At 65.0% G+C, this 14201-nt stretch carries 19 protein-coding genes; 7 read left to right on the top strand and 12 right to left on the bottom strand.

The genetic code is table 11. From position 1 onward, the window contains the following. The first annotated feature begins 48 nt into the window (after positions 1 to 48). Complete coding sequence (locus tag EAO80_RS04720) at positions 49 to 612, top strand: NADPH-dependent FMN reductase (RefSeq protein ID WP_122088784.1); 564 nt, start codon at positions 49 to 51, stop codon at positions 610 to 612. Here the strand turns inward: EAO80_RS04720 and EAO80_RS04715 are convergent. The 3 genes from EAO80_RS04715 to larB form a co-directional block, all read right to left on the bottom strand. Continuing rightward, positions 606 to 848 carry a GIY-YIG nuclease family protein gene (locus EAO80_RS04715; protein ID WP_122088783.1) on the bottom strand — a complete coding sequence of 81 codons (243 nt, stop codon included), beginning with the start codon at positions 846 to 848 and terminating at the stop codon, positions 606 to 608. The genes EAO80_RS04720 and EAO80_RS04715 overlap by 7 nt on opposite strands. Before the next feature lie 62 nt (positions 849 to 910). After that, positions 911 to 1060 carry a DUF7563 family protein gene (locus tag EAO80_RS19500; protein WP_162993893.1) on the bottom strand — a complete coding sequence of 50 codons (150 nt, stop codon included), beginning with the start codon at positions 1058 to 1060 and terminating at the stop codon, positions 911 to 913. A 182-nt stretch (positions 1061 to 1242) separates the two neighbouring features. Continuing rightward, positions 1243 to 1998, bottom strand: a complete 756-nt coding sequence (larB, locus tag EAO80_RS04710) for a nickel pincer cofactor biosynthesis protein LarB (protein WP_122088782.1) — start codon at positions 1996 to 1998, stop codon at positions 1243 to 1245. A gap of 96 nt (positions 1999 to 2094) precedes the next feature. Between larB and EAO80_RS04705 the strand changes: the two genes are divergently transcribed. Further along, the gene (locus tag EAO80_RS04705; RefSeq protein ID WP_122088781.1) at positions 2095 to 2262 is read left to right on the top strand and encodes a DUF1931 domain-containing protein; all 168 of its coding nucleotides are present in this window, start codon (positions 2095 to 2097) and stop codon (positions 2260 to 2262) included. A 36-nt stretch (positions 2263 to 2298) separates the two neighbouring features. Here EAO80_RS04705 and rpiA read toward each other — a convergent pair whose 3' ends face one another. Beyond that, on the bottom strand, positions 2299 to 2988 hold the full coding sequence (rpiA, locus tag EAO80_RS04700) for a ribose-5-phosphate isomerase RpiA (protein WP_122088780.1): 690 nt from the start codon (positions 2986 to 2988) through the stop codon (positions 2299 to 2301). Positions 2989 to 3216: 228 nt separating this feature from the next. Between rpiA and EAO80_RS04695 the strand changes: the two genes are divergently transcribed. Next, positions 3217 to 3561 carry a four-helix bundle copper-binding protein gene (locus EAO80_RS04695; protein WP_122088779.1) on the top strand — a complete coding sequence of 115 codons (345 nt, stop codon included), beginning with the start codon at positions 3217 to 3219 and terminating at the stop codon, positions 3559 to 3561. 42 nt (positions 3562 to 3603) lie between these two features. Further along, a complete protein-coding gene (locus tag EAO80_RS04690; RefSeq protein WP_122088778.1) occupies positions 3604 to 4509 on the top strand; it encodes a hypothetical protein in 906 nt (301 codons plus the stop codon). 1 nt (position 4510) lies between these two features. Here the strand turns inward: EAO80_RS04690 and EAO80_RS04685 are convergent, their stop codons facing one another. Genes EAO80_RS04685 through EAO80_RS04670 form a run of 4 tightly spaced genes read right to left on the bottom strand, consistent with a single transcriptional unit; the run spans position 4511 to position 8623 of the window. Further along, positions 4511 to 5638: an ORC1-type DNA replication protein gene (locus EAO80_RS04685; protein ID WP_122088777.1), complete on the bottom strand. Its 1128-nt coding sequence runs from the start codon at positions 5636 to 5638 to the stop codon at positions 4511 to 4513. A 21-nt stretch (positions 5639 to 5659) separates the two neighbouring features. Continuing rightward, complete coding sequence (locus EAO80_RS04680; protein ID WP_122088776.1) at positions 5660 to 5881, bottom strand: hypothetical protein; 222 nt, start codon at positions 5879 to 5881, stop codon at positions 5660 to 5662. Next, a complete protein-coding gene (locus EAO80_RS04675; protein WP_122088775.1) occupies positions 5878 to 7863 on the bottom strand; it encodes a helix-hairpin-helix domain-containing protein in 1986 nt (661 codons plus the stop codon). The genes EAO80_RS04680 and EAO80_RS04675 overlap by 4 nt, the downstream gene beginning before the upstream one ends. A gap of 58 nt (positions 7864 to 7921) precedes the next feature. Further along, entirely contained in the window at positions 7922 to 8623 is a 702-nt protein-coding gene (locus tag EAO80_RS04670; protein ID WP_162993892.1) for a DICT sensory domain-containing protein, read from the bottom strand. Positions 8624 to 8740: 117 nt separating this feature from the next. Here EAO80_RS04670 and larE point away from each other — a divergent pair, with 117 nt between their 5' ends. After that, on the top strand, positions 8741 to 9616 hold the full coding sequence (gene larE, locus EAO80_RS04665) for an ATP-dependent sacrificial sulfur transferase LarE (RefSeq protein WP_122088773.1): 876 nt from the start codon (positions 8741 to 8743) through the stop codon (positions 9614 to 9616). A 1-nt stretch (position 9617) separates the two neighbouring features. On the opposite strand, the gene EAO80_RS04660 is transcribed toward larE, so the two are convergent. Continuing rightward, a complete protein-coding gene (locus EAO80_RS04660; protein WP_162993891.1) occupies positions 9618 to 10241 on the bottom strand; it encodes a DUF502 domain-containing protein in 624 nt (207 codons plus the stop codon). 36 nt (positions 10242 to 10277) lie between these two features. Next, positions 10278 to 11114 carry a proline dehydrogenase family protein gene (locus EAO80_RS04655; protein WP_122088771.1) on the bottom strand — a complete coding sequence of 279 codons (837 nt, stop codon included), beginning with the start codon at positions 11112 to 11114 and terminating at the stop codon, positions 10278 to 10280. Between the two features lie 87 nt (positions 11115 to 11201). Between EAO80_RS04655 and EAO80_RS04650 the strand changes: the two genes are divergently transcribed. Together EAO80_RS04650 and EAO80_RS04645 are read left to right on the top strand one after the other, a co-directional pair. Next, positions 11202 to 11747, top strand: a complete 546-nt coding sequence (locus EAO80_RS04650) for a CDP-2,3-bis-(O-geranylgeranyl)-sn-glycerol synthase (RefSeq protein WP_122088770.1) — start codon at positions 11202 to 11204, stop codon at positions 11745 to 11747. Between the two features lie 793 nt (positions 11748 to 12540). Continuing rightward, positions 12541 to 12945, top strand: a complete 405-nt coding sequence (locus EAO80_RS04645) for a hypothetical protein (protein ID WP_122088769.1) — start codon at positions 12541 to 12543, stop codon at positions 12943 to 12945. Here the strand turns inward: EAO80_RS04645 and EAO80_RS04640 are convergent, their stop codons facing one another. Next, the gene (locus EAO80_RS04640) at positions 12946 to 13788 is read right to left on the bottom strand and encodes an FkbM family methyltransferase (protein ID WP_162993890.1); all 843 of its coding nucleotides are present in this window, start codon (positions 13786 to 13788) and stop codon (positions 12946 to 12948) included. A gap of 152 nt (positions 13789 to 13940) precedes the next feature. Beyond that, positions 13941 to 14201 (bottom strand): aminopeptidase (locus EAO80_RS04635; protein WP_162993889.1); only part of this gene is annotated, 261 nt, incomplete at its 5' end.

Raw genomic sequence — 14201 nt, 5'->3', positions numbered from 1 at the left:
TCGGCGGGTCTTCGGTGCGGTTTTCCCCGCTGGCCCCCCAGTTCACGTATGGACTCCCCACGCGTCGTCGCGGTCTGTGGTAGCCTCCGGGACGGCAGTTACACCCGCCTCGGGCTCGAACACGCGCTTGCTGCCGCCCGCGCGGCCGGCGCATCGACCGAGCTGCTCGATCTGCGCGAGTACGACCTGCCGGTGTACGATCCCGACACCGAAACCACCGCCGATGCCGAACGGCTCATGCACGAGATCCGCGAGGCCGACGCGGTCCTGCTGGGGACGCCCGTCTATCATGGGACCTTCTCGGCGGCACTGAAAAACGCGCTCGATTACTGCGGGTTCGACGAGTTCGAGGACACTACGACAGGGCTGCTCGCGGTCGCGGGCGGGGGGACCTTCGGCCCGACCCTCGAACACCTCCGGGCGGTCGTCCGGGCGGTGCACGGCTGGACGCTCCCCCACCAGGTCGGCATCCGCAACGCGAGCGATCAGTTCGACGCCGACGGCGAGTTCGTCGATGAAGCCCTCGAAGAACGGGTCCGCAAACTCGGCCGCCAGGCGGTCGAGTACGCCTTCATCGACCCCGAGCCGATCACTGAACACACGGTTCAGTAGTCGATCAGTCGCTCCTTTTCGGCCCGCGAGAGCTGTTTGATCGCGTACTCCCGTTTCATCGCCGCCGACCGACTCTCGAAGGACTCCGTATACTGGAGGGAAACGGGCGTCCGCCCGCTGGTGTACTTCGCGCCCTTGCCCGCGTCGTGTTCGGCGAGCCGTCGCTCGACGTCGGTTGTGTAGCCCGTATAGAGGCTGCCGTCGGCACATTCGAGCACGTAGACGTAGTGGGTCATCGTCGAAAGGAGAGGCTTCGCGTGGTACTTACGTGACGGTTCGGGTAGCCTCAGGGGGCACCTTATGCCTTTCGCGCGCGGTGTCTCGCCGCTTCCGCGATTCCCGCGTTCGCCGAGCAGCTCGGGCAGGCGTAGATCCGCCCGCGTTCGTCGGCGAACACGCGCTCGAATCGCTCGGAGACATGCGCGTCGCAGTGGTCACAGTGTGGCATTGCGTTCATCCGGCAATCCGCTGTGCCGGTAAGTCACACTATGGGAAGGCCCGATAAATACTCTTTCCAAAATCAGACCAGAATTCGACTCTGTGAAAGATACCTTTCCGAAACGAAAATAGATAGGAGCGATTCTGGAATCAAGCGTTTGGAATTCGATACTCTCGTTTCGTATTCCGGAACTACGGACGGGCGTCGTCGACGGCTCGCGCGATCAGCCCCGCCTGCGTACCCGCGACGAACCCCGCATCGATGTTCACGACCGAGAGGACGCTACAGGACTGCAACATCCCCCGGAGTGCGGCGTCGCCGTCTCCCCCGAAGCCGTAGCCGCTCGAGACCGGCAGTCCAATTACAGGTGCGGAGACGAGTCCCGCGACCACGGTCGGAAGGGCCCCCTCACGCCCGGCGGCAACCACGAGCACGTCGAGTTCGCGCAGTCGGGGAAGCTGGTCGATCACCCGCGAGAGACTCGCCACACCCACGTCCTCGACCCGCTCGACGTCGGCACCGATCTCCTCGACGATCACCGCAGCCTCGCCCGCCGGACGGCGGTCGGCGGTCCCGCCGGTGACCACCCCGACGGCGGCGGCGAGTTCGGGCGCTTCGAATCCGTCGCCGCGGACGACGAGACAGCGCGCCCGCTCGTGGTAGGTTCCCTGGCCCTCGGCCCTCGCCTCGACGGTCGCGGCCTCGTCGCTGTCGATACGCGTGACGATCGCCCGCCCCGTGGTTTCGAGGGCGGTCCGGGCGAGCGTCGCGACCTCCTCGGTAGTCTTGCCGGGCGCGAAGATCGCCTCGGGGATGCCGCGCCGGCGCTCGCGGGCGGCATCGAACCGGCCCGCGTCGGTGGTCGCGTATCCCGCGAGGCGGGCTTGGGCCTCCTGCGGGCTTAATTCACCGTCTGAAACTCGTTCAAGAATATCGTGAAGTTCCATATTCGAGAGGTAGACACCCAGCTATTCCTATTCGTCGCCTTCGAAACGGGTCGATTTACGAAAGCTTATAAAGGCGGCCGGAAAAAGGGCGTCCGTATGGCAGACCTGATCGTCAAAGCCGCCGTAAAGGAAGCACTGTCCGACCACAACGTCTCCTCCGACTTCTACGACGCGCTCGACGAGGAAGTCGAGGAGCTCCTCGACGATGCGGCGCGACGCGCAGAGGACAACGACCGGAAGACGGTCCAGCCCCGCGACCTGTAACTCGGTTTCCGAGCCCTTCTCGTTTTTTCGCGCCGATCAGCGGCTGCGCTCGCGCTTCTCGACGCCGGCTTCGGTCCCGACGATCACCGCGTCGGCCAGTCCGACGAACAGGCCGTGCTCGACGATCCCCGGAACCCCCGAGAGCTCGTCGGCCAGCCCGCCGGGCTCCTCGATCCGGTCGAACCCGCAGTCGAGCACGAGGTTGCCGTTGTCGGTGACGACGGGTCCGTCCTTTCGCTCGGCCGCCCGAAGGGTCGGGTCGCCGCCCAGCGCTTCGATCGTCCTCGAAACCGGCGTCCGGGCCGACGGCAGGACCTCGACGGGAACCGAGCCGTCGAGGGAGTCGCACTCCTTCGAGGGATCGACGACCACGACGAACCGGTCGGCGGCGCTCGCGACCAGTTTCTCGCGGGCATGGGCCGCCCCGCCGCCCTTGATCAGGTCGAAGCCCGCGACCCGATCCGCGCCGTCGATGGCGAGGTCGGGGGCGGCGTCGTCGAGCGTCGTCAGGGGGACGCCGACCTCGCGGGCGAGGTCCGCCGACTGATACGAGGTCGCGATCCCCCGGATATCGAGACCATCTCCGACCCGCTCGCCGAGCGCGCGGATCGCGTGGGCCGTCGTTGAGCCGGTGCCGAGACCGACGACCGTCCCGTCCGCGACGAGTTCGGCGGCGCGTTCGCCCGCGCGTCGTTTCTCGTCTTCGCTTCCGCCGGTGGTTTTCATGGGCGGGCGGTCACACCCCAGAAGAAAAAACGTTTCAGTCGGGCTTCGGACTCGAAACCACGCGCGTTGCGGTCAGAACCGGCTCGTTTCGCCGACGCTTCCCCATCGACGCTCCGTCCACCCGATCCGAGGCGGCCCGCACTTTCGATCCGTAAGGTCATCCCCATCGTTCGGTACGATATCGCAAGCGAAACATCGGAAAGGGATGCGAGCGTTTCTATACGTGCAATGGCGCTCACCGAAATCGAACACCTCGACGACGAGATGGCCGAGTGTCTGGACAACTGCCTCGACGCCGCACAGGCCTGCGAGTGGTGTGCGGACGCCTGTGCCGAGGAGGGCGAAGGAATGGCCGAGTGCATCCGCCTGTGTCGGGACGTCGCGGACCTGACGACGCTACACGCGCGCTTCATGGCGCGCGATTCGGGCTACCACGCCGAGCTGGCGACGATCTGTGCCGACGCCTGCGAGGAGTGTGCCGACGAGTGCGAACAGCACGACCACGACCACTGCCAGCTCTGTGCGGAGACGCTGCGCGAGTGCGCCGAGACCTGCCGCGAGATGGCGGCCTGAACCCCACCAACAGCTAACCGGCTCGCCGCCCTCGGACCGGGTATGGGAACTCCGACGCTCGACGACACCGACAGGACCGTCCTCGAACGGCTCGCCGACGGGCCGCGGACGGCCGCGGAGCTCGACGATCTCAATGATGCCCCCGACCGGCTCGACGCGCTCGCCGAGAGCGGGCTGGTCGTCGGAAGCGAGGACGGCTACGAGCTCACCGACAGCGGCCGGCGGGTGATCGAGGCCCCCGGCGACGCGAGCGCGGACGACCGGATCGACGTCCCCGACGAGGTCGAGGCCGCCCTCGACCGGGCCGATCATCCGCCCGACCGGGCGGCGGCGCTCCGGGGTGCGTTCGCCTTCCTCTCGTACTGGGGCGAGGCGACGCCCCACGAGATCCGCGACGCCCTCTACAGCGAGCAGCCGGCAGGCTACGACTCCTCGAAGGCGTGGTGGGAGGGGTTCGCCCGCGGGGGGCTCGCCGCGCTCCCCGAGATCGAGCCGGGTGAGGAGGCGTGGCGGTACGCGGGCCGACCGGGCCTCGACGACCCCAGCGTCGACGGCCGCCACGGCCCCGACGACGACGCGCCCTACGGCGACGCGAAACACGCCCTCGAGTCGCTCGATCTCGATGGAGATGAACGCGCGGCCGTCCACGCCGCGTTCGCCCTCCTCGCCGACGAGGGCGAGGCCGATGAGGAGCGGATCGCCGCCCTCCACGAGGACCACCCCGCCGGGTTCGGATCGGCCGAGAAGTGGTACGACCGCGTGAGCGACGCCCTCGCGGAGCTCCCGGGCGTCGAGCGCGAGGACGGGACGTGGCGCTACCGCGGGGACGAGGCGGCACGCGACGCCACCGGCTCGCACGCCTCGGAGACGGCCGAACCGATGGACGCGAAGGGGGCGGGCGCCGGCGGGGATCGCCTCCCCGGCTCGGAGGAGACCGACGAGGAGTGAGTCAGTCGAGCCGGTCGAGAATCGCATCGGGGTCGTACGCGAGCGAGAGCTGCCGGGAGCGACCCCGTCCCTCCATGCCGTCATAGGAGGTCTCGACGATCCCCAGTTGGTCGAGTTTGTTGACGATCTCCGAATAGCGGGTGTAGCCAAGATCGGTCTCCACGGCGAAGGCCTCGTAGACGTCGCCGGCCTGCTCGCCGTCGTGATCGACCAGCACGCGCACGAGTGCCGCCTCGCTGTCGGCCAGCCCCCGGAGGCTACGCGAGAGGTGGACGTACTTCGACTGCTCGGAGGCCCCCTCGACGTCCTCGGTCGTGATAGTGTGACTCGCGCGCATCTCCGCGTTCAGCCCTGCCCGTCGAAGCAGGTCGATCCCGACCCGAAGGTCGCCGCTCTCGGCGGTGAAGTCGGCGACCCGGTCGAGGACGGGGGGAGAAACGACGCCGTCGTGAAAGCCACGCTCGACGCGCTCGCGGAGGATGTCGACGATCTCGCCGGCGTCATACACCGGAAAGTAGACCTCCTCGGGGCGAAAGACGCTTTGAACCCTGGAGTCGAGTTCCTCGATGGTGTCGAGCGAGAGGTCCGAGGAAATGACGACCACGCCGATCCGTGCGCCGGCGTGTGCCTCGTGGGCACGCAACAGTGAGTAGAGCGTGTCGCTGGCCTCGTTCTCGTAGAAGAGGTAGTTCACGTCGTCGAGCGCGACCACGAGCACCTCGTCTTCCTCGACCAGCCGGTCTGCGACCTGGCCAAACAGCTTCTTAAAGGAGACGCCGCTTGATGGCGGTTCGTACTCGAAGATGCCCTCGAACAGCCGCGAGAACACCGCATAGCGCGTCGAATCGACCTGACAGTTGACCCGAACCGTGCGAACACCCGAGCGACCCGAAAGTTCGCCGAACAGCTTCTGAACTGCGGTGGTCTTGCCGGTGCCCGGCGGGCCCTGGACCAGCGCGTTCAGCGGCCGGGAGCCCCGTACGGCGGGACGGAGGGCGTACTGCAGGCTCTGCAGTTGGCTCTCGCGGTGCTTGAACGTCTCGGGGAGGTAGTCGATCTCGAAGACGCGCTCGTCCCGAAAGACGGACTCGTCCCACGAGAGCATCCCCCCCTCGGGGTCGTCGACCATCACTTTCACCACGCTCGCCGCCTACTTAATCGTTCGCCGGGATCGGTTCCCGCGCCACGACGGCGGCGCGAGATCGAGATACAGCACGGCCAGCACGTACCCCACGCCGACGAGGAGGGTGACCACCAGTTCCATCCACAGTGCGGTGACGCCGGCGATTCGAGCGACGAACAGCGTGAGATAGGCAATGGCGACGACGGCGACGAAGTGGGTGAGTTCGTAGAGGGTGCCCTCGCGGTTCATGACTCGAACTTCTCGAGCAGGCGGTCATAAATCGCCGCCCCCTCCTCGCCGGCGAGTTTCTCGACGATCAGTTCGGGCGTCGAGCGCGCGAGGTGGTTCCTGACCGGCGAGCGGTTCACCACCAGCTCGCCGTCCTCCAACCCGACCGCTTCGATCCCGTCGACCCGGAGCTCGCAGTCGGCGGCCGCCCGGATCTCGCGGGCGAGGTGGGAGACGAAGACCGCCGTGGTGTCGGTCTCGGTGAGCGCTTCGAGGATGCCGGCGATGATCTTCGCGCTCGCGCCCGGTTCGGTGATGCTTTCGAGTTCGTCGACGAGTACGAGCCGGCCTTCGCCGCCCGAAGCGAGGTCGGCGAACTCCCGTACTGTTCCTTCGAACGCCCCCGCATCGAGCGTTCCCTGGGTCTTAGCGTGGTAGTGAACCTCCGAGAACCGGCGAAGGCGGACGTGGTCGGCCGGGACCGGAAGCCCCATCTGGGCGAGGATTACAACGGCGCAGACCAAGTCCAGCGTCGAGGTCTTCCCGCCGCTGTTGACCCCCGAAAGTAGCGTTACGCCCGCCACGGAGTAATCGACCGGCTCGATCTCGTCGAAGGGTTCCGAAAGCAGTGGCGAGCGTCCGCCCTCGATCTCGATTCCCGCTTCGTTCCCCTCCGCGAACGCGGGCATCGTACAGCCGAAGTCGCGGGAGAATCGTGCGATCGCGAGCTCGACGTCGAGATCGAGCGCGGCACGGACCAACGCCTCGGTCGGTTCACGGAACTCGGCGAGTTCGGCGGCGAGTTCACGCTTTCCGCGTACCGCTCGGCGCTCCTTCGTCGCGACCAGCTCCTCACGCAGGCGCGAGACGACGTTTTCGTCGTGCTCGACCGGGAACGTCGGCTCCTCGGGGAAGCCGTTGCGGGCGATCTCGCTCTCGCCCGAATCGAGCGCGAGCGCGTCGGTCAGGTGCTCGCGGGCCGCCTCCACGGCGGCGTCGTACTCGTCGGCGAGTTCGCGCGAAAGCAGCGAGTCGATCCCCGCACCCCGTTCTGCGAGCGAGAGCAAGTCGGTCCCCTCGATGGTGACGTCGCGCTCCTCGATCGCCGTTCTGAGTGAGTCGTTGGCGACGCTTTCGGCGGTGTGAACGCTCGCGTCGAGGTCCGAAACCGCCCGCGAGAGACGGTCGAGTTCGGCGTCGTCGTGCACCTCGCCGTCGGGACCCAGTCTGGAAAGGGCGTCGTCGAGGGAGTCGAGGTCGCAGGGCGAGTCCATGTCGGCGACACGGTGGACCACAATCGCCGCCCGGATCGACTCACGGTTCGCGGCGAAAAACGAGAGGGTTCGTTCGGGAACCGTCTCGGCGGGCTTCGTCAGGGCGTCGGGTCTGACCTGGACGTCGCCCTCGATCTCCACGCCGGTAAAGGCCTCGTCGAGCGCGATCACCGTCGAGTATCCCCGCGCGAGCTCCGCGAGTCCGCGGGCGTCCTCGCACACTTCCACGGCGAGTTCGGGCATCGCCTCGCGGGCCTCCGCCAACGTCTCGGCGTCACTGGTCACCAGACAACGATCGCGGACCCGGACCTCGCGGGAAGCCGAAAGCGGCGCGACCCCCGATAGTGCCTCGCGCACGTCGGGGTCGGGCTCGCGCTCGGCCGCGCCCCGCGAGAAGGCCTGTACCTCCTCGATACGCGAGGGAGTTCCGCTCGGGTAGAACGTTTCGAGCCGGCGTTTTCCGTAGGAAGTGACCGCCCGCTCCTGGAGCAGCGTCAGTAGCTCCCCGTGGATCTCGCGGGCGCGATCGGTTCGCAGCAGCCGACTCGAATCGCCGTGTTCGTGCCGGATGACGCCGCGAGCGATTCGGGCGGCCCGGCCCTGGCTGATCCCCGGCGCGCTCGCGAGCCGGGCGACGTCGCCCTCGCGGAGCGCGCGTTCGGCGTCCTCGACCTCGGCGAGCGCGCTTGCAGTCTTCGCGCCCACGCCGGGGATCGACTCGAACTCCATCAGTAGGCCCAGTACCGGCGCGAACGCAAAAACGTCCCGGCCGCGGACGACAAAGCGATCAGACCGGAGCTCGCTCGGGGAGGTAGTCCAAGAGGTCGTCGACGATTTCCGTCTCGTAAGTCCAAAAGCCCGTGAACTCGCCCGAATCGACCTCCTCGGCCACGAGGGCGGCTTTCCGTTCGTCCGCCCCATTGCCGTCGTAGACGACGAACCACGAGTTCCTGATTTCCTCGTCGTCGGCGTCATCGACCGCGACATCGCCCGGAGGCTCCCAATCACGCAACCCGTAGACGCGCACGTCGACGGTTCGAGTGAGCGTTTCGTAGATCGGCCATTGGGCGCGCAGTCTGGAGAGGCACTGGAAGCCAGCGTAGAGCCGGCCGCCGCCCGCACGCCATGCCCGCTCTTCGACCTCGCGGGAGGCGAGGATCATCCGACGTTTGTCGTAGGAGACGAACGTGGTCGTCTCCACGTGCTCGAGTACGTCGGGCCGTTCGTGCTCGAAGCCCGGTTCGAACGCCGCGGGGTCGAACCCAACCGCGCGGATGACCTCGGCGAGCGGGCTCGCCGCGAGCACGCGCTCGTCGTCGTGGAGGACGCACAGACCACCGGGCAGGTCGGAAGTCGTCCCTTCGACGGGCACGTTTCGGAGTTCGAAGTGCGAGCGAAGCGCCGAGAGCTCGTCCGTCGCGGCGTTGGAGACCGACAGCGTCCGCTCCCCACCGGCCACCTGTTGGATACATGACGATATCCCGTTCATGCGCGGCCTACACCGCCACTATAGTTATTTATGCTGTTATTATCGGACGGGTGGATCGGTATAGCGCCGAAGCGGTCGACCCGCACGGCTTTTGTCCGCGGGCGCGCAACCGCGTGTATGTCCGCAGAGGAGAAACTGGCCGCCGCCCGCGCGGACCTCGCCACGGAAGAGGGGGTGCTCGTCGCCTTCTCCGGGGGAGTCGATTCGAGCGCCGTCGCCGCCATCGCCCACGACGCGCTGGGCGAGGCCGCGGTCGCGTGTACCGCCAGAAGCGAGACGCTACCCGAGGCGGAACTCGACGACGCGAAGCGGGTCGCAGGGGAGATCGGTATCCGCCACGAGATCGTCGAGTTCTCCGAGCTCGACGACCCCGAGTTCGTGAAGAACGACGGCGACCGCTGCTATCACTGTCGATCCATGCGGTTGGGGAAGATGTTCGAACGGGCCGAGGAACTCGGGATTCCGGTCGTGTGCGACGGCACCAACGCCTCCGACTCCGGCGAGGGGCATCGTCCGGGCCTGCAGGCGGTCGCGGAACTCGACGCCCGCTCGCCGCTCCTCGAACACGACGTCACCAAAGAGGAGGTCCGGGAAATCGCCGATTCCTACGGGCTCTCCGTGGCCGACAAGCCCTCGATGGCCTGTCTCTCCTCCCGAATTCCGACCGGAGTCGAGGTCACCGAGGAACGCCTGACCCGCGTCGACAAGGCCGAAGCCCTGCTTCGTGGCTGGGGGTTCTCGCAGTTCCGGGTCCGGGATCACGACGGGCTAGCCCGTATCGAGATCGCGCCCGAGGAGCTAGAGGAAGCGTTGGACATCGAGTTCGTGCGGGCGACGCGCGCCCACATGGAGGATCTGGGCTTCGAACACGTCACGCTCGATCTGCACGGCTACCGGACGGGCAGCGTCAGTCCCGAGGGCACGACGGATGGGAGCGAAAGCGAGACCGGAGCCGGCGAACTGCTCGACGCCCAGTACCCCACAGTGGAGTAGTTCAGTCGGTCGCCGGGCGCTCCTCGCCCTCGCGCTTCTCCTCGACGACGTCGATCGGGATGCCCGCGGGGGTCTCGTCGCGCTCGCCGAAGCCCGCACTCAGGATCCTCGTGAGCGCCTCCTCGACGTTCTCGTCGGTCTCGATGACGTCCTCCTCGTCGACTTCGATAACGAACCCGCTGGTGATGTTCGGTGCCGTGGGTAAAAAGAGGAGCTTCCGGCCGTCGGGGGCCTCCCGCCCCGTTTTGAACGCGGTCATACGGATGTTCTTCCACGTATCGATCTTCACCGGTGCCTGAAGGTCGCTGGTACCAGTGAGGGCGGTCTCGACGGCCATCTTCGAGGCGTTGTAGACCACGCGGAGGCCGGGCACGCGGTTCATCACGTTGTCGATACCGGCCTCGACCAGCGAGCCGATGGCCGTACGCATCAGGTAACCGACGGCGAACACGAGGAGGACGAACACGACGAGCGTGATGAACACGCGAAGCGCGGGGTTCGCGATGGTCTGTGTCAGCGGGAGGTTCGCAATGAAGCGAAACAGCCAGTAGACCACCCAGATGGTGACGATGATCGGGACGAGAACGACCAGCCCGCTCGCCATGTCCCGCTTCCAGGTCGACATTGAAGCCCCCTTACGCCGCCGGGCTAAAAGAGTTGTTCATCGGCCCAGAATCGCCCGTAGCGCGAAGCCTGCGTTTTCCTTTCTCTCCATCATTCTGCGGTAGAAATACGAGAGCCACTTCCCGCCATAGGGCGCGTACTGATGGACTTCGTACTCGTGAGCGAGCTCCTCCTGGGCGTCCTCACGAACACCCATCAGCATCTGGATCTCGAAGGGGGTGGCGTGTTCCTCGTGCAGTTCGTTCGCCCGGTCGATCATCACGGGGTCGTGGCTGGCGACGGCGATCCCGCCGCCGTAGTTCTCGAACATGTACTCCAAGTACTCCCCATACACCTCGTTGATCCGCTCTTTGCTCTTATACGCGATCGCCGGCGGTTCGTCATAGGCGCCCTTCACCAGCCGGATCTTCCCGGGAACGTCGGCAAACCGCTCGATGTCGTCGCGGGTGCGTTTGAGGTTCGCCTGCAAGCAGACGCCCATCCCCCCTCCCCGAGCCTCGGCGAACTCCTCGAAGGCGTCGAGCGTGGCGTCGGTGGTGGTGTGATTCTCCATGTCGATCCAGACGAACTGGTCGTGTTCGTCGGCAGTGTCGACGACCCCCCGAAGGTTGTCCCGGAACCGAGCCTCGCTCACGTCAAGCCCGATCTGGGACGGTTTGATCGTGATGCAGGCGTCGAGGTCGGTGTCAGCGAGATCCGAGAGCAGCGCGGCGTACGCGCGGGCGTCGTCATCGGCCGCCGTAGGGTCGTCGTAGTGCTCCCCCAGGAGGTTCAGGACGACTTTGATGTCGCGGTCGTTACACTCACGAACGTGTTCGAGGGCGGTCGCGGGGGTCTCCCCGGCGACGAATCGGCGCGCGATCGGCGGAATCATACCCCTCCTTCGTCGCCGGCGACTTTAACTCTGAATGCCCGGGCGCGAACCGTTGGGCATTAACTCCCCGGGCCGTTCGAACCCGGTATGGGCCCACTCGAACTCCTGATCGTCGCCTTCTGGGTGATGTTGCCCGCCTACGTCCCGAACAACGCCGCCGTCCTCGCGGGCGGCGGCGCGCCCATCGACGGCGGGCGAACGTGGAAGGACAGGCGGATCCTCGGCGACGGCAAGACCTGGCGTGGGACGCTCGTCGGCACGCTCGTCGGGATCGGAATCGCCTATCTGCTCAACGTCCTGCGACCCACGGCCGTCGAGGCGCTCGGCGTGTCGGTGCCGACCTTCCCGCTGGTGGCCATGATCACCCTGCCGCTCGGCGCGATGCTCGGGGACATGATCGCCTCGTTCGTCAAGCGCCGTCTGGGACGGAACCGCGGCGCGCCGCTTCCCGGCGTCGACCAGCTGGATTTCGCCGTGAGCGCGCTCGTTCTGACGGCGATCGTCGCCTTCGAGTGGCTCGTCGCCGTCTTCACCCTCCCGCTTCTGATCGTCGTCTTCGTCCTCACGCCGATCCTCCACGTCGTCACGAACGTGCTCGCCTATCTCTTCGGGTTCAAGCACGAACCCTGGTGAACGCATTCGAGGTCTATCGCGTACCAGTAGTCGGTGATACGAGTCCGGTATCCAGAACCGGGTGTGAAACTTGACTGCTCGATTCGGTAGCTATAGATACATATGTAGCGACTATTCCTTTTTAAATATGGATAGTTTTATTGTAGTATGAAATAATATTAAATGAGATTAGTTATTGGATAGTAATTTATATGTGAAATTAGTTATAATACAGATAAGATGGTAGAATTGTACGATTCAAAAGCTCAATCTGATGGGAAACAAAGAACAAATGCAATACTAAGGTATCTCGTTATTCCTTCTATAATATATAGTGGAGTTATTACAGTATTATTTGTGATTCGTACGAATATTACATCATCTGGCTTAGGTTTGAGAGTTTATTTCGAAGTCATCTCTGTAGCGTTTTTCATCTATATTATGTGGGTACTGTATACGAAACGGGAAGTGATCTCCGGATGAACGAAACTGCCAGAATGATGATCGTCTGTGCTGTCGGATTAGGTCTTAGTGTGTTATTTTGGGTTCCAATTATGTCCGGTGATGAATTCGAGTTATCAATGTATTATAGTCCAAGTATTATTATATGGTATCTATTTGGATTGTGCGTTTGTACAGCATCATACGTCTTGATATCAAATAGTCCAGGGGTTTTTAGCCCAGATGAGAACAGCTAATCTACAGAAACAGATCATGCTTATCGCAATTTTTACAAATCAGTCTGTGTAGAAATTATACTGTTAGCTACCGTGTAAGCACCGGATTATACATTCGAGTTTACTAAACTATAGGAATGTACTCGCACGAACACGCCGCGATCGGGGCGCTCTGTGGCGCGCTCTCCGTTCCGGTCGTCGCACGCGGTCGCTCGCCGCCCGCGAAACTCGCGCTCTGGACGTACGGCCTGTTTCTCAGCGTCTTCGTCGACCTCGATCACTTCCTCATCGCCCGGGTGAAAACCGGCGGGTGGTCGCACCTCGTGGGGGCGGTCCACGACCCCGTCCGGGCGTTTACCGATCAGGAGTCGGTGTTTCCGGACGTGACCATCAGGCTCGAACGGCTCGCGAGTCACGTCCTCATCGGGGGCGCGCTCGTCCGACTGCTCCGTCCGGTCAGTCGCCCGCTCGCCCGCGTGAGCGCGGTCAACCTCGCAGCGCACGTGCTGGCGGACGTACTCCGAGAGCTCGAACTCGCCTGATCAGCGTTTGGTCGCTTTGAGCAGGTACTCGCCGCCCCGGTCCTCGAGACGTTCGATGTCGAAGCCGAGTTCCACGAGCGCCCCCTCGACGGCTTCGGGGGAGGAACCGTAGTCGGCGGGCGAGCGACGACGACCGCTCTCGCGGTGGACCTCGCAGTAGACCAGCCGGCAGTCCTCACGAGCCAGCGTCTCGGAGAGTCCCTCGATCACTAGCGGCTCAGCACCCTCCACGTCGATCTTCACGACGGTCGGCCGTGGAACTCCGTCCGCGGCGAGATCGTCCCCGGTCCGAGTCTCGATCTCGACGGCTTCCGCGCCGGGAGCCGCCCCGGGGTCCGTCGAGAGCGAGGGAGTTCCCTGCCAACGTCCCCGCTCGCGACGGGGGTTGTCGAGCGATCGCGTTCCCGCCGCGTCCGCAAGAGCGCACTCGAACACCCGCGGATCGGCCTCGCGGCCGTCGAGGCGTCGGTGAAGGACCGCCCTAACGTCCGGATTCGGTTCGAAGGCGATCACGCTGTCGTCATCGAGCATCGCGCTCGCGAAGCAGGTGTAAAACCCCCCGGCCGCACCGACGTCCCAGAAGACGTCATCCGCGCGGAGTTCGCGAAGCAGATCGGCGAGCATCGTTCCCTCGATGTCGAGAAAGCGCCGGAGGAATCGCGCGTCGTCGCGACCGGTGAGCCGAAAGCGGACGGACACGCCCGCCACCGTGACGATGCGCCCTCCTCGAACCGCCCGGTAGGCGTCACTCGCGCGGTTGTGGGCGGATCGCACCGCTGCCCGCACGAGATCGACCGGTCCCCGATCCAGCTGAAGTCCCGAAACGCGGTCGTGAACGTCCATCGGTGACAATAGTAGATTGGTAACTATAAACACACATGTGTCTGACATCCCAAGGATCATGAAATAAAGTCGACGGGCCGACGCGACCTCGGCGTTATCGCTCGAAACCGTACTCACGGCCACGCCGGTCGCGTTCGAGGCGATCGAGCCGTTCAGGTCTCGCTTTCCTCGAACCGGAAGGTGCCGTCGCGCTGGACGACTTCGCCGTCGACCTCGATCCGGGAGTCCTCGCTCATGTCGACGATCATGTCGACGTGGACCGCGCTCTCGTTTTTCTCACCTTCCTCGCCGACACAGTCGTCGTAGGCCATACCCACGGCCATGTGAACGGTGTCGCCCATCTTCTCGTCGAACAGCATGTTGTACGTGAACCGGTCGATGTCGCGGTTCATCCCGATGCCGAGCTCGCCGAG

Origin of the sequence: Halalkalicoccus subterraneus (assembly GCF_003697815.1) — an archaeon.
Lineage (GTDB): Archaea > Halobacteriota > Halobacteria > Halobacteriales > Halalkalicoccaceae > Halalkalicoccus > Halalkalicoccus subterraneus.
The sequence above is the reverse complement of the archived record's forward strand: the minus strand, read 5'-3'. Positions and strand labels throughout refer to the sequence as shown.